Source organism: Pedococcus sp. P2_E2 (assembly GCF_056403955.1).
This window is the reverse complement of the sequence record NZ_JBFUEM010000003.1, coordinates 152,800-167,151: the sequence shown is the minus strand read 5'-3', so window position 1 is coordinate 167,151 and position 14,352 is coordinate 152,800. Positions and strand designations below refer to the sequence as shown.

Below are 14,352 nucleotides of genomic sequence, written 5' to 3'. Positions count from 1 at the left end.
TCGTTGAGATCGGCACCGGCCATGGACGCGCGCATCAGCCTCCTCGGGGGGTTCTCGGTATCCGTCGGCGGCTCCGCGGTCACGGACCAGCAGTGGAGCCGCCGCAATGCCAGCGCGCTCGTCAAGCTGCTTGCCCTGGCCAAGGGACGGCGGCTGCACCGCGAACAGGTGATGGACACCCTGTGGCCCGCCCTGTCGGCGGACCTTGCCGGGCCGCGCCTCCACCAGGCTGCCCACTACGCGCGGCGGGCGCTGGAGGCCGCGGGGAGGGGCATCGTCCTGAGCCATGACTTCGTCGAGCTCCTGCCGGACGACGAGGTCAGCATCGACGCCGTCGACTTCCGGGCCGCGGCCGAAGCCGCCCTCGCCGGACGGAGCACGGAGGCTGCCGCAGCCGCCCTCGACCTGCACACCGGGGTGCTGCTCCCCGACGACGTGTACGAGCCGTGGGCAGAGGAGCACCGCGAGTCACTCGAGCAGCTCCGCCGCGAGCTGCTGCGCCTGACCGGCAGGTGGGAGGAGCTGCTCGAGGTCGACCCCGCCGACGAGCAGGCCCACCTCGCGCTGGCGCGGTCCCATGCCGACCGGGGCGACGTCAGGGCCGCCATGCGTCAGCTCGAGCGACTGGAGCTGACTCTCCGTCGAGAGCTCGGCACCGCCCCGGGCGCGGAGGCCGAGTCGCTGCGCGCCGAGCTGGCCGCGCCGGCGACGCCACCCGGCGCTACGGCTGCGGGCAGCGAGCAGCGTCGACTGGTCGGACGGCGCGCGGTGGGTGACCTCCTGCGCGAACGGCTGGCGACTGCCCAGGGCGGCCACGGCGGTGCGGTCCTGGTCACCGGACCACCCGGCGTGGGCAAGTCCAGCGTGCTCGACCTCTCCGAGGCCCTGGCCCGGAGGGCGGGCTGGCGGGTCGCCCGCGGCACGGCGTCGGCAGTCGAGGGGCCGTGGCCCTACGCCTCGGTGCTGGAGGCGCTGGGCGACCTGTGTCGACGGCACCCCGCCCTGTTGGACGGGCTCGACGACCGGTACCGCGAGGAGCTCGACCGAGCCCTCTCGGAAAGTCAGGTGACGTGGTCCGGGGAGAGCGCCCACCAGCGACTCTTCGTGGCGGCGGCCGAGCTGCTGCGGCTCGGCGCCGCGGGGCGCGGGCTGCTCCTCGTCGTCGACGACATCCACGAGGCCGACGAGGCGTCGCTGCGGCTCCTGCACTACCTCGCGCGGTGCGCCGTGACGGACCAGGTCTTGCTGGTGCTGGCGCACCGCACCGCCCACAACGCGGCCCTCGAGGAGGTCCACGCCAGCCTGGTCGCGAGGGGCATCGGCTCGCGGATCGAGGTCGCGCCCCTCCCCGAGGCGGCCACCCTGCGCCTGCTCCAGGAACGCTTCCCCGACCTCGACGAGGCCACCCAGCAACAGATCTGGGCCGTCAGCGGCGGCCTTCCCTTCACCGCCCTCGAGCTCGGCGCGGCCGCGGCCACCGGTCGCGAACCAGCGGCCATCGCGAGCCTGCCGCCCGACGCCCTCCGGGCCCTGCAGCGAGCCGCGCTGCTCGGGTTGTCCTTCACCACCGACGAGTTCCTGGCCGTGGCCGGCGCCGACGAGGCGCAGGCCTACCAGCACCTCGAGACCGCCCAGTCCAGCCTCGTGATCGAGTGGTCGGAGACCGGCTACCAGTTCCGCCACGCCCTGGTGCGGGAGGCGGTGCTGGACGCCATGGCGCCAGCGGTCCAGAGCGCCGCCCGGGTCGAGGTGGCCCGGGAGCTGGCCCGGCTGGGCGCCCCGCCCGCCCGGATCGCGCACCAGTACCTCGCGGCCGGCCAGCCGCGACAGGCGATCTCCTACGTCCTCCCGGCCGTCGAGACCGCGGGAGCGCTGGGCGCCTACCGAGACGGGCTCAACCTGGTCGACGCCGTCCGCGAGTATGCGACGGGCGAGATGCTCGGCCACCTGATGGCTCGCCGCGGCGACCTGCTCACGGCCCTCGGGGACCCGGCCTCGGTCGCCAGCTATCGCGCCGCGGTGCCGCTGACCACCGGGGTCGAGCACCGGCTGGTGCGCGCGCGGCTGGCCCGCGCGGCGTGCTTCGCCAGCGACTTCGACACCGCCCGCTCCGCGCTCGCCGGGCTGGAGCTGCTGGGCGACGACGCGGACGGACCCATCCTGCTGGCCCGGGGCAACATGGCCTACTTCAGCGGCGACATCGACGGGGCGTGGGACCTGGCCGTCGAGGCACGCGAGTCCCTGCTCACCCCCAAGGACCCGTGGCGCTACGTCGACCTCGTGGCGCTGCAGGGACTCATCGCGCACCAGCGCGGCGAGTGGTTCGAGCGCTTCCGCATCGAGCTGCGGCGCACCCTGTCCGACGCCGGTCTGACCACCGCACTCTTCGACGCGCACCTCTGCGTCGCCGAGTACCTCCTCTACGGAGGGATTCCCTACGCCGAGGTCATCGAGCTGGCCCGGGGTCTCCAGCGCCGGTCGCAGCAGTTCGGCGCCCTGCGCGGGGTGGCCTTCTCCACGGCCCTGATCGGGGAGGCGGCGCTGTTGATGGGCGACCTCGACCTCGCCGAACGTGAGCTGCAGGAGGCTGTCGACCTCCACCGCGACGCCGATGCACCGGCGGGAGAAGCACACGCGCTCCAGCGACTGGCCGAGGTGCGTCTGGCCCAGGGCAACCGGCCCGAGGCCACCAGGTTGCTCAGCCAGGCCCTGCCGCTGGCGCGGTGGTCGGTGATCGGTTCGCACCTGTTGCAGCGCATCCACGGCGCGATGGTGCTCGCCGCCCCCGACCCCGTCGCCGCACGCATCGCGGTCGAGCGGGCCGAGGACAGCATGGGCGACTCCGACTTCTGTCCCTTCTGCACCGTGACCTTCGAGATCCCGGCCACCATCGCCTGCGCAGACGCGGGCGACCTCCCCGCCGCCGAGCGTCACCTCGCGGCAGCGGAGCTGTCGGCCGCGAAGTGGGAGGGCACCGCCTGGCCAGCCGCCGTGAGCGAGGCCAAGGCCCACCTGGCGGCGGCCCGTGGCGACACCGGCGAGGCCCTCAGGCTGCTCGCCGAGGCGGCTGAGCTCTTCCGAAGCGCCGGTCAGGTGCTGGACGCAGCCCGCTGCTCCTCTGGGGCCAGCCTCCCGCTGACGCCGACACCCGTCCGCTGACACTGACGCCCGTCCGCTGACGCCCGACCGTTGACGCAGGTGACACCGATCCCGTGACGTCGGCGACACCTCGAGGTCGAACGTCACCGCCATCTGGCTAGGTCAGCCTCAGCCAAATGGATGAGGTCGCACCGTTTCCACCTCCTCCACAGGACGTGCGCTCCTAGGTTCATGCCCGCAGCGTCGCGTCCGTGGCGCTCGTACGGAGGTTTCATGCGCAAGCCCATCGCCGTCCTCGGGGCCGTCCTCGCCCCGGCGGCCCTGGCAACCGCTGTGGTCGCCGCGGCGCCGCAGACCGCGGATGGCGCGATCGCGACCTACAAGCTGACGTACGCGTCGCTGCCGGACGGGTCGAAGCGGGTCGTCCGCTGGAACGGCTGCCAGAAGGCGATCACCTACAAGGTGAACCTGTCGGCAGTGCCGAGCTCGTTGCGCTCCACGGTCCTGGCCGACACCAAGGTGGCGGTGGCGAAGATTGCCGCGAACACCTCCTTCGTCTTCAGCTACAAGGGGACCACGACCGAGGTCCCCCGCGTCGGGTCGATGGCCTCGCAGTCCGCCGAGCTCGTCATCGCCTTCACCACGCCGTCGAGGACGAACTACTCGCTCGCCGGCTCCACGCTCGGCCAGGGCGGCCTCTACTACGGCTACGTCTCCCGCACGGTCAGCGGCCGGACCACCTACACGGTGGCGGCGCAGCGCGGGTTCGTCGTCATCGACACCCCCCAGATGCTCCAGCAGACCAAGGGCGGCACCGGCACCGGACTCCGGCGCAGCAACCTGCTCGCCCACGAGCTCGGCCACGCCGTCGGGCTCCAGCACGTCACCGACACCCACCAGCAGATGTACCCCTCGATCCGGACGAGCTCCCCCACGCTCTTCTACGCCGGCGACCGCACTGGCCTCGCCAAGGTGGGCAGGGCCTCGGGCTGCATCAACACGGCATACATGCCGTTGAGGGACCTCAGCTAGCCACGACACCAGCGCGGCACCCACGGTGCCCACCACAGACTGCCCGGCGTCACGACCGCCTGGCACACAGACTGCCCGTTCGCCCACCAGCGAGCGGGCAGTCGTTTGTGTATGCCGCGTGCTTGCCGGGACGGGGCGCCGGGACGAGCCCTCTTGTGCCCAAGGGCTGTTCGCGGACGCCAACCAAGGCCCTTGCGTGCGTTTCGCTCTTATACACCACGAATGGCAACCACAGGGGGTTCTTTACCAAATGCAGACCCAACCGGGGGATTTCCAGTAGAACCAATGACCCTTTCGGGGGTTCATATTGCTCGATGTCCCGTCCTGAGCCTGTTCGACGCGATCGAATCATCCTCACAGGGGCCACGCACCAGGCCGGCCACCGTCCACGAACAGAGGAACCCCGATGCAGTTCAACCGCAAGCGCGCCGCCGCCGTCGCGACGGGCGCCGCCCTCACGTTCATCGTCGGCGGGGTCGCCTTCGCCTACTGGAGCACCAGTGGCGCGGGCACCGGTTCTGCCTCCACCGGCAGCGTGGTCGCCGTCAAGATCAACGCCACCAGCGCGGCCGTGACCGGCCTCTACCCGGGTGGCCCCGCGCACGACGTCTCCGGCGACTTCGACAACACGAACGCCGGCTCCGTCTACATCAACCAGGTCACCGTTGCCGTGGCCCCGGGCTGGTCCAAGCAGGCCAACGCCCTCAAGCCCGCCTGCACCGCCAGTGACTTCACCATCGTGCCGGCGGCCGCGACGGCCCACGAGATCGCGTCCGGCTCCGGCGTCGACGCCTGGGGTCCGGCCACCATCGCGATGAACAACCTGTCCACCAACCAGGACAACTGCAAGAACGTCACCGTCGACCTGGTCTTCTCCAGCAACTGATCGTGACGTCGCGCCCCTGAACACCGTCCGGTGGCATCACCCCCCCCGATGCCACCGGGCGGCCGGGCCGCCCCTCGACTGCCAGCAGGACCACCCCGCTCATCACCGCCTCGGGAGAAAACCTCATGACCACCACCCCGCGTCAGCGCCGCATCCTCGCGGTCGCGATCGGCGTGGTGGTGCTCCTCGGCCTCCTCGGCGCCTGCGGGCACTGGCGCACGAAGGCGGAGCCCGCACGCCAGCCGGGCGCGCTGCGCGTCGTGGCGAGCAGCGGTGCGGGTCTGGCCCAGAGCCCGCCCGGGCACGCTCCGTTCGCCGCCGTCGGCAACGTCAGCCAGCTGCGCCCCGGCCAGATGCAGACGCTGCAGGTGAAGGTCACCAACCCGGACGCCGTGGACTACAAGGTCCTCGAGCTCACGGCCACGCCCCAGGATGCGAACGGCTCCTGCTCCGGCTCCACCAACCTCGTCGTCAGCAGCTACCAGGCGACCAAGCCCGGCGCGCGCACCTATCTCGTGCCGCGCAAGTCGAGCATCATGATCCCCCTCACGATCATGATGCTCAACACCGCCACGTCGCAGGACGGCTGCAAGAACGTCTCGTTCCCGCTCGCCTTCGGTGGTGTGGCCACCCAGGGTCAGGGCACCGGCAACTCGTGACCACGCACCATCGCTGGCTGCGTCGTCTCGCCGCTGCGTGCAGCGGCACCACGGCCCTGCTCATGGTCGGCGGCATCGCGTATGCCGCGTGGTCGGCTCTCGGGGCCGGCACCGCCACCGCTGCGAGCGGCATACCCAAGGCTCTGGGTGTCTCGGCGACGGTGGCCGGCCTGCTGCACCCAGGTGGCGCCGCGGACGTCCTCGTCACCGTCAGCAACCCGAACTCCGCCGCCGTCACCGTGACCTCCCTCGCGCTCGCCGGGTCGGTCACCGCCAGCGCCGGGTGCACCACGCCGGGCGTCTCGGTCTCGCTGCCCGGCTCCACGTCCCTGGTCGTGCCGGCCGGTGGCACCGCCTCGCTCAGCCTCGCCAACGCCGTGAGCATGACGACCGCGTCGTCGTCGGACTGCCAGGGCGCCACCTTCACCATCCCGATGCAGGCCGACGGACAGCTGCCGTGAAACCGGCCCAGCGACCCACCCGCCGCGTGACCCGTCGTCGCCCGGTGCGCGTGCTGCTCGCCGCCGCCGTCTGCCTTGCCCTCGGCGCCATCCCGGCGTATGCCGTGTGGTCGGTCATCGGCACCGGCAGCACCACCGCGACGGCCGCCTCGCTCGTGACCCCGGCCGCGCCCAGCGTGGGCTCCCCGACCGCGACCTCCCTCGTGGTCAGCGGTACCCTGCCCAGCGGCCAGCTCCCGTCGACCACCTTTGCGGTGCATCGCGGGGCGACCACGATCTGTGCCCCGGTCGCCTCTCCGTGGTCGTGCACCGACACCGGTCTGGCCTCGGCCACCACGTACAGCTACTCAGTCGTGGCATCCATCGGCTCGTGGACCGCGTCGTCGTCGCCGACGTCCGGCACCACTGGCTGCACGGGCCCCGACACCTACACGGTCTCCGCAGCTGTTGCGACCGCCGGGACCGCCCTCAACGTCACACTCACCGCGAAGAAGTGCGACGGCACCGTCGACTCCGCCTACGCGGGGAGCAAGGCACTCACCTGGGCCGCGGTCGCCGCCAGCCCCTCGGGCAAGGCCGCCGTCCTGCCTGCGAGTGCGACCTTCTCCGGCGGCGCCGCCACCGTCTCGGTCACCCTGCATGCCGCCGGGAGCGTCACCCTGACACCGAGCACGGGCGCCGTCACCGGCTCCGCCACCACCACTGTCGCCGCCGGGGTCGCCAAGAACTTCGTCCTCAGCGCCGTGACCAGCAAGCTGATCGCCGTCACCGTGACCTGTCAGGCCCTCAGCGAGCCGCCAGCGGCCCGGACCTGCACCGCGAGCAACCCGGCCGTGAACGGCAAGCGTGACTGGGTGGCCACAGCCAACCTGCTCGACACCTGGGGCAACCCGGCGACCACGCCGACCGCCCTCCTCGTCACCGCCACGAGGTCCGGTGCGACGAGCACGGCCACGGTCGCCGCAGGCAGTGGCGCGACCGCGACCCAGCTGACCATCTCCATCGCCAACAACGAGACGCCCGTCGGCATCGCCTTCACGGCCACCGGCATCGCGACCCTGACCGTCACCAACGCCACCTGAGGAGTCCGCCCGGTCAGGGGGCCGGGCGGACTCCTCAGGTGGGCGTGGCGGGGGAGGCGTGGTGTCGGGAGCGGGCGGCATACTGGCGCGGTGCCCACGCCCGACGCGAACGCCCCCGACAGGTCGGTCCAACGGCGCACCATCAGCACCCTGATCGGCACCCAGGTCCTGGTCGGCGTGGGGGTGTCCGCCGGGGCGGGCGTCGGTGCCCTGCTCGCCGAGGACGTCGGCGGATCGGCCGACCTCGCCGGGCTCGGGGGCACGTTCCAGGTCCTGGGTGGCGCGCTCATCGCGATCCCCATGGCCCACGTCATGGCCGCGCGCGGGCGCCGCTCGGGCCTGCTCGTCGGTTACGCCCTCGGCATCATCGGCGCACTGACGATGATCATGGCGGGCGCGATCCGCAACTTCCCACTGCTCCTGGCCGGGGCCGCCCTGTTCGGGGGGTCCAACGCCGCCAACAGCCAGGCGCGCTACGCCGCGGCCGACCTGGCCGACGAGGCCCACCGCGGGCGCGACCTGTCCACGGTCGTCTGGGCCACGACGATCGGCGCCGTGTTCGGGCCCAACCTGGCCGGCCCGGGCGAGCCGGTCGCGAGGTTCCTCGGCATCCCGGCCCTGACCGGTCCCTACGTCTTCTCCCTCGGTGGCCTGGTGCTCGGCGCCGTCCTGCTGTTCACCCGGCTGCGTCCCGACCCCTTGCTCCTCGCCAGGGAGCGCGCCGCTGCCATCGCCACCGAGCCGCTCGAGCGCCAGCACGGTTCCATCGTCCGCGGTTGGCGCACCCTGCTGGCCCACCCCGGCGCCCTGCTCGGCCTCGTGACCATGGCCCTCGGGCACACCGTCATGGTCAGCGTCATGGTGATGACGCCACTGCACATGCACCACGGCGGCGCCAGCCTGCGGATCATCGGCCTCGTGATCAGCCTGCACGTGTTGGGCATGTTCGCGTTCTCGCCGCTCACCGGCCTGGCCGTGGACCGGTTCGGCGGCCGGTCGTGCGGTCTCGCGGGTGCTGTCATCCTCGTGGTCGCGGGGCTGCTCTCCGCCCAGGCCCCCACGGGGTGGTCGGCTGGGCTGGCCACCGGACTGTTCCTGCTGGGCCTCGGCTGGTCGTTCACCCTCGTCGCCGGCTCCACGCTGGTCGTGAAGTCGGTGCCACTCGCCGAGCGCGCCGGAGCACAGGGTGCAGCCGACCTGGTCATGGGGCTGGCAGCCGGAGGCGGCGGTGCGCTCGCGGGCGTCGTCGTCGGCCACCTCGGGTATGCCGTGCTGGGCGCCTGCGCGGCCGGCCTCGCCGCCGTCGTGGCCCTGGTGTCGCTGCTCATCCGTGTGAACGGCACGGGCTCGGGTCACGCCACGTCGATGTCACCTGACCCCGTTCTGCCCGAGACCGTCCTGCCCGAGTGACCCCGGGCTGAGGCGCGGCGTGAGGCTTTCCCGTCCCACCCCGTGTTGCCCGACCGTGGGCACCAGCAGGTTGGTTAGCCTGCTTGGGTGACCCCGCCGACCGACGAGACCCGAGCAGCGCCGCAGCCCAGCGGCGACGCGCTCCCGACCACCCGGCATACCGAGCAGGAGGGTGCACCCACGGTTGACGCCGACCCGCGCGGCACCCGCGTGGCGGAGGCGGTCAAGGTCTGGCAGCGGCACCTCGTCGACCTCGGCGGTCGCAACACGTTGCTGTGGTACCGCGACCTGCCCAGCGGCACCCTCGACCTGACCACCGCGCACCCCGGCGGGCTGGCCATGCTGCTCGCCGGCCGCCCGACCCGGCTCTCCGACCTGGTCCGGGAGGCCGCGGCGCTCGACGAGGCCCGTCGTCGTGCCCGCATCATCCGTGCCAAGACCCTCGAGCTGTCGGAGGAGCGCGGCATCGCGGCCGGGTTCATCGCCATCGGGATGGCGAGCTGGACCGTGCGTGGCGCCTCGCGCGCCCCCGCCGCGCCGGTGCTGCTGCGGTCCTGCGTCCTCAAGCCGACCGGCGCCGCCCGAGAGGACTTCGACCTCGACCTGGGCAACGACGTCGAGTTCAACCCGGTCCTCGAGCACTACCTGCGCTCCGAGCAGGGGCTGGAGCTCGACACCGGTGCCCTCGAGGAGATGGCCAACGCGAGTGGCGCCTTCGACCCCCACCCCGTCTATGCCGCGTTGACGGAGCTGTGTGCCTCGGTGCCGGACTTCTCCGTCTCGCCGCGCCTCGTGGTCGGGACGTTCTCCTACGCCAAGCTCCCGATGGTGGCTGACCTTGCGGCACAAGGAGATTCGCTGGCCGACCACGACGTGGTGGCGGCACTGGCGGGCGATCCAGGAGCGCTTCGCGCGGTCAGGACGTCGGTGCCGGACTCGCCTGCGGACTCGGACCCGTCCCACGAGCTGCTCATCCTCGACGCCGACTCCACCCAGCAGGCAGCGATCGACGCGGTCCGCTCCGGAGCCCACCTCGTCATCAAGGGCCCGCCCGGCACCGGCAAGTCGCAGACCATCGCCAACCTCATCGCCAGCCTCGCCGGCGAGGGCAAGCGGGTGCTGTTCGTCGCCGAGAAGCGCGCGGCGATCGACGCGGTGCTCTCGCGCCTCGACGGGGTGGGCCTGGGCGACCTCGTCCTCGATGCCTACGACGGCGCGAGCAACAAGCGACGCCTGGCCCAGGAGTTCGGGGCCGCCCTCGACCGCGGCACCCAGGTGCAGGACCCCGACACGAGCGAGATCGAGCACGCCCTCGTCGACCGGCGAGCGACCCTCGTCGCGCACGCTGCCGCCCTGCACGAGGTGCGTCAGCCGTGGGGGGTCTCGGCCCACCAGGCGCAGGAGGCCATCTCGAGGCTGGGCAGCCTCGCCCACCCGCCCACCTCACGCGTGCGGGTCAGAGGCGAACAGCTCGCCGGCCTCGACCGACAGAGGGTGCAGGAGCTCGGCCGCCAGCTGACCGAGGCCGCGTCCCTGGGTGCGTGGTCCACGCAGGAGGGGGCCGACCCGTGGTTCGGGGCGCGGATCGCGACGTCGGAGGAGGCGGTGCGCGCCCGCGACATCACCAGCAGGCTCAGCCAGGGCGGTCTGCAGGACCTCGAGCAGACGATGCACGACGTCTTCTCGGAGGTCAGCCTGCCGCAGGCCGACCGCGTTGGCGATTGGGGCCACGTGCTCGACTCGGTGGGCCGGGTGCGCGACACCCTCGAGGTGTTCCGGCCCGAGATCTTCGACATCCCGCTCGGCGACCTCGTTGCGGCGACCGGTGGCAAGGCCTTCCGCGACACGAATGGCGTTGCCCTGGGCTGGTACTCGCGGTGGCGCCTGCGCCGTCAGGCTCGCTCGCTGCTGCGCCCCGGCCCGCCCCCGGCCGACCTGCACGCAGCCCTGCTCGACGCCCAGGTCCAGCGAAACGCCTGGGCGCAGATGGCCGGAGCCGGCGGCCGGCCCGAGATCCCGGTCGACCTCGACCGGGCGCGCACGGCATACGCATCGGTCGCCTCGGACCTCACCTGGTTGGAGGGCAGGCTCACGGCGACCCACCGGGGTGGTGACCTCTTCGGCGCGCCGCTGGTCGAGCTCCGGGAGCGGCTGGCTGAGCTCGACAGCCGCCCCGACCGCCTGACGGTCGTGCCCCAGGTGCTCGGCACGCTCGACGCCCTGCGCGATGCGGGCATGGGAGCCTTTCTCGACGACGTGGCCCGTCGCGGCGTGGAGCCCGACGACGTCGCTGCCGAGCTCGAGTTCGTCTGGTGGACCTCCCTGTCCGAGGACCTCATCGTGCGCGACCCGAGCTACGGCGCGCACGACGGAGCCCAGCTGCAGCGGGTTGCTCGCGAGTACGTCGCCGCCGACCACGCCCACCTGCGCGCCAGCGCCGATCGGGTGCGCGCCGGGGCCGGGCGTCGGCTCCGCGAGGTGCTGGCCGACCACCCCGACCAGGAGGCGCTGGTGCGCGCAGAGGCGGGCAAGTCCCGTCGGCACCGCCCGCTGCGCGAGCTGCTGCCCAAGGCCGCCGAGACGCTGACGGCCGCGAAGCCGGCGTGGGCGATGTCGCCGCTCGTGGTCGCGTCGGTGCTGCCGCCCGGGCGCTGGTTCGACGTCGTGATCTTCGACGAGGCCTCGCAGATCCCGCCTGCCCAAGCCGTCTCGGCGATCTCGCGGGCGCACCAGGTGGTGGTGGCCGGCGACGAACGCCAGCTGCCGCCGACCAGCTTCTTCACCGCCGCCGTCGACGAGGAGGGAGCGCCGGAAACGGACGCGCTGACCGAGGGTTTCGAGTCCGTGCTCGACGTGCTGACCGCTGCGCTGCCCACGCGCCGGCTCTCGTGGCACTACCGCTCGCTCGACGAACGCCTGGTGGCATTCGCCAACCGCGAGATGTACGACGGCTCGCTGGTCACCTTCCCGGGCACCGGCACCGACGCCGTGGTGACCCTCGAGTCGGTCGAGGGGTCGGGCATCGTCCAGGCCGGTGAGGAGGCCATCGAGTCGACCGAGGCCGAAGTCGCCCGGGTCGTCGAGCTCGTCCTCGAGCACGCCCGAACCCGCCCGCACGAGTCGCTCGGGGTGATCGCGCTCGGCATCCGGCACGCCACCCGGCTCGACGACGCCCTCCGACGCGCCCTGGCCTCCGACGCGGCCGACGGCGTCGGCGACTTCTTCGACGAGGACCGGCCCGAGCGGTTCTTCGTCAAGAACCTCGAACGCGTCCAGGGCGACGAGCGCGACGCCATCATCCTGTCGGTCGGTTACGGCAAGACCCCCCACGGGCGAGTGCTGCACCGGTTCGGTCCGCTCAACCTCGAGGGCGGCGAACGTCGCCTCAACGTCGCCATCACCCGCTCCCGCCGTCGGATGACCGTGGTCTCGTCGCTGCTCGCCAGTGACCTCGACCCCGCGCGGCTCAAGTCCCGCGGTTCGGTCATGCTCCGTGACTTCCTCGCGTATGCCGCGGACGGCACCTTCCCCGCGCCGGTCACCGACGATGGCGTCGCCCGACAGGGTGGCACATCGACTTCTCCCGCGGCTGAAGGGTCGATTTCCCGCCCCGTCGACGCCGGGGTCGACCCGCTGCGGGCCGAGTTCGCCCGCCGACTGCGTGACTCAGGACTGGTGGTGCACGAGGCCTACGGTTCGGCAGGCCAGCGCATCGACCTCGCGGTCGAGGACCCGGACCACCGCGGTCACGTGCTCGTCGCCGTCGAGACGGACGGGCCTGCGTATGCCGCGATGCGCAGCAGCCGCGACCGCGACCGGCTCCGCGGCGAGCAGCTCGGCAGGCTCGGGTGGATGCACGTCCGGGTCTGGACGACCGACCTGTTCCGCGATCCCGCCCGCGATGTCGCCCGGGTGAACGCTGCCGTCCAGCAAGCCGTCGCGAACCGCCCGACACAGGAGCCGATCGTGGCGTCGACTGGGAGGCCCGCGGCCCCAGCGGCCGCAGCGGACAGCGCGGCTCCCGTGCCTCCAGCGGCCCCGGCTCGCGGCCACAGTGGGCAGCAGATGCTGCCCATGGGGGACGAGTCCGAGAGGACGGACGGGGACGACGACTTGGCTCAGTCGGACGCCGGCACGACCCAGGAGGAGTTCAGCCCGACCACCGACGAGGGTGCCCGCCAGCGCCGCGCCCGTGGCCGCAGGGCCAAGCGCGGCGCAGGGCCGACGAGCGGCCAGCTGACCGAGCCTGAGCCGGCCGAGCCTGAGCCGGCCGAGCCTGAGCCGGCCGAGCCCGAGCCGGCCGAGCCCGAGAAGAGCAGGCCCCAGAAGGCCGAACGCCCGAAGCCAGAGCAGACCAAGGACGACACCGATGTCGGCTGGGGCGAGCAGCACGAGGAGCTCGCCTACGACCGCTGGCTGCGCGAACAACGCCCACCCCACTGGGGTTCCGACTGACCCGCCCTCCCGATGGACGGTGGTGTCACACGACGAAGGCGCCCGTCCCCTCAGGGCCGGCGCCTTCGCGCTGTGTCAACGGGTGAAGCTCAGGGTCAACGGGTGAAGCTCAGGCGCGGCCCTGGAGGGCGTCGCGGATCTCGCGGAGCAGGATGATGTTCTCGTCCGGAGCGGCGTCCTGCTCGACCTCGGCGTAGCGCGCCTTCGCCACCTCGTACGGCTTCACCACGAAGAAGTACACGACGAACGCGACGATGAGGAACGACACGAGTGCCGTGAGGAAGACGCCCACCAGGAGGCCTCCTGGCTTGTAGGCGCTGAAGTCAGGCTTGTCGCCGATCTTGCCGATGATCCCCATCAGCACGTCGGTGAAGCTCTTGATGACGGTGCCGAAGGCACCGGCGATGATGAAGGCGACGGCAAGCTCCACGAGGTTGCCCCGCATGACGAAGTCCTTGAAACCCTTCATGGGTGTCGCGACCTTTCCCTAGAAGTTGGTCCTACGGGCGACACGCTAGCGACCTCCGCAGTCGCTGTGCGGGGGCCAGAACGCGGATTCAGCCGGTTTCGGGCCAGTCATGGGTGAGCACGAGCTCGAGCTGGGGTCGGCCGAGGGCGTCCTCCGGAACGGCGAGGATGCGTCGCGCCTCTTCCTGACCTGCGGAAACGACCACGCCACCCCCATCGAGCGCGTAGCCGCTGGACGACCCCTGACCCTGGATCACCGACCCGAAGTCGGTGGTCACGGATTGGTCCACACTGAGCACGACCACCGCGCGCGCCACGGGCCCGTCGGAGCTCCACAGGTCGATCCTGTCGCCTGCCGAAACCATCGACACCGCACCGTGATCGGGCACCGTGACATGCACTGCGACCCTGTCGACCGGCTGGCCGGCGAGCAGGGAGCTGCGGTTGACGCGAGCCCTCGTCACCGGTTCGCCAGGAGAGAGGGGCGCCGTCATCGGTCGCCCCACCACCTCGGCAAGCGTGTGGATGCTGGTCTGCGGAGCCAGCTCGGCGGGCCACCAGACCTCGCGCAGCGAACCGGGGGAGGCCACCTCGCCGACCGCCATGGGCCGGGCTGCCACCACGATGCGCACCACCGGACGAGAGTCGGCGGAACGGGCCACCGCGAGCATGCCGAAGGCGGCGCCCATCGCGCAGAGGATGGCGAGCAGACGCCGGACCACGCGACGCCGCCACTGCCGTCGCCGGCCAGGACCGAACAGCCACCCCACCGCGCCAGCCACCCGCCCGTCGCCTGCCAT

At 72.2% G+C, this 14,352-nt stretch carries 10 protein-coding genes; 8 read left to right on the top strand and 2 right to left on the bottom strand.

What is annotated here, in order from left to right:
* Window positions 1-3 precede the first annotated feature (3 nt).
* From AC1DWR_RS09025 to AC1DWR_RS08990, 8 genes are all read left to right on the top strand, one after another.
* A complete protein-coding gene (locus AC1DWR_RS09025; RefSeq protein WP_477624282.1) occupies window positions 4-3,159 on the top strand; it encodes an ATP-binding protein in 3,156 nt (1,051 codons plus the stop codon).
* 213 nt (window positions 3,160-3,372) lie between these two features.
* On the top strand, window positions 3,373-4,131 hold the full coding sequence (locus AC1DWR_RS09020; RefSeq protein ID WP_477624281.1) for a matrixin family metalloprotease: 759 nt from the start codon (window positions 3,373-3,375) through the stop codon (window positions 4,129-4,131).
* A gap of 406 nt (window positions 4,132-4,537) precedes the next feature.
* Window positions 4,538-5,017, top strand: coding sequence for a hypothetical protein (locus tag AC1DWR_RS09015; RefSeq protein WP_477616047.1), 480 nt, complete (start codon window positions 4,538-4,540; stop codon window positions 5,015-5,017).
* Window positions 5,018-5,142: 125 nt separating this feature from the next.
* Window positions 5,143-5,676, top strand: a complete 534-nt coding sequence (locus tag AC1DWR_RS09010; protein WP_477624280.1) for a hypothetical protein — start codon at window positions 5,143-5,145, stop codon at window positions 5,674-5,676.
* Window positions 5,673-6,137, top strand: coding sequence for a hypothetical protein (locus tag AC1DWR_RS09005; RefSeq protein ID WP_477624279.1), 465 nt, complete (start codon window positions 5,673-5,675; stop codon window positions 6,135-6,137). The genes AC1DWR_RS09010 and AC1DWR_RS09005 overlap by 4 nt, the downstream gene beginning before the upstream one ends.
* A gap of 26 nt (window positions 6,138-6,163) precedes the next feature.
* On the top strand, window positions 6,164-7,219 hold the full coding sequence (locus tag AC1DWR_RS09000; RefSeq protein WP_477624278.1) for a hypothetical protein: 1,056 nt from the start codon (window positions 6,164-6,166) through the stop codon (window positions 7,217-7,219).
* A 90-nt stretch (window positions 7,220-7,309) separates the two neighbouring features.
* On the top strand, window positions 7,310-8,629 hold the full coding sequence (locus AC1DWR_RS08995; protein WP_477624277.1) for an MFS transporter: 1,320 nt from the start codon (window positions 7,310-7,312) through the stop codon (window positions 8,627-8,629).
* Between the two features lie 87 nt (window positions 8,630-8,716).
* Window positions 8,717-13,084 carry an AAA domain-containing protein gene (locus tag AC1DWR_RS08990; RefSeq protein ID WP_477624276.1) on the top strand — a complete coding sequence of 1,456 codons (4,368 nt, stop codon included), beginning with the start codon at window positions 8,717-8,719 and terminating at the stop codon, window positions 13,082-13,084.
* Window positions 13,085-13,193: 109 nt separating this feature from the next.
* On the opposite strand, the gene mscL is transcribed toward AC1DWR_RS08990, so the two are convergent.
* Complete coding sequence (gene mscL, locus AC1DWR_RS08985; protein WP_477624275.1) at window positions 13,194-13,553, bottom strand: large conductance mechanosensitive channel protein MscL; 360 nt, start codon at window positions 13,551-13,553, stop codon at window positions 13,194-13,196.
* An 88-nt stretch (window positions 13,554-13,641) separates the two neighbouring features.
* Window positions 13,642-14,352, bottom strand: coding sequence for an SAF domain-containing protein (locus AC1DWR_RS08980; RefSeq protein ID WP_477624274.1), 711 nt, complete (start codon window positions 14,350-14,352; stop codon window positions 13,642-13,644).

Excerpts from the sequence above, each read along its gene's own strand:
- AC1DWR_RS09020 (WP_477624281.1), top strand. The coding sequence starts at position 3,373 with ATGCGCAAGCCCATCGCCGTCCTCGGGGCCGTCCTCGCCCCGGCGGCC.
- AC1DWR_RS09010 (WP_477624280.1), top strand. The coding sequence starts at position 5,143 with ATGACCACCACCCCGCGTCAGCGCCGCATCCTCGCGGTCGCGATCGGC.
- AC1DWR_RS08980 (WP_477624274.1), bottom strand. The coding sequence starts at position 14,352 with ATGGCAGGCGACGGGCGGGTGGCTGGCGCGGTGGGGTGGCTGTTCGGT.
- AC1DWR_RS09015 (WP_477616047.1), top strand. The coding sequence starts at position 4,538 with ATGCAGTTCAACCGCAAGCGCGCCGCCGCCGTCGCGACGGGCGCCGCC.
- mscL (WP_477624275.1), bottom strand. The coding sequence starts at position 13,553 with ATGAAGGGTTTCAAGGACTTCGTCATGCGGGGCAACCTCGTGGAGCTT.